Below are 623 nucleotides of genomic sequence, written 5' to 3' on the forward strand. Positions count from 1 at the left end.
AGACGAGTTAGATCTTGTAGACTTATGGGTGTATGTCCTGCCTTAAGTGCCTCTTGCTCTGCGAAAGTTTAGCGGTTCAGAAATACCAAGGAGGCACGTTGGAATAAAAAAATTTAGCAGCTAATGTGTGAATTCATGCACCACAACGATCCATCTCGCATTTTAGTAGGGCAAAAACCCCAACAATAAACTATGCCTTATTATTGCTCCTCACACTCAAACCCGCTAAGACCAGCGTCGTCCGTAGACCTTACAAACAGTAACAATCCTTAGTTACTCTGCGGCATAGTACTTGCTCCTCTGTAATACAAACACTCAAATTCATCGGCATTTCCAAGAGGAGCTTTGTCATGCGAAATATGCCTTGGGCTGAGAAACTAGACAGTACTCCCTTTATCGCCTTACTAACGATCATTACACTAACATCGTGGCTAATACAGCCCTCGTCATATTGGACCGTTTTTCTTATTGCTCTTTCTGGGCTCTCATCTATATTCCTGATCTATAAACGAAACCAGTTTTTTGCACCTCTCAAAGATGTTTCACGCTTACTTCAACAAAACGGTGTACAACACCGAGACCTCCCTCTCCATTCTCGATCTGGACACTCCGTCCTGGAAGCA

General features: G+C 43.3%; 1 protein-coding gene. It reads left to right on the forward strand.

From position 1 onward, the window contains the following. Nucleotides 1-350 precede the first annotated feature (350 nt). A partial coding sequence (locus A3757_RS27820) for a hypothetical protein (RefSeq protein ID WP_231878375.1) occupies nt 351-623 on the forward strand: 273 nt, incomplete at its 3' end.

It is taken from the genome of Oleiphilus sp. HI0117, assembly GCF_001635235.1.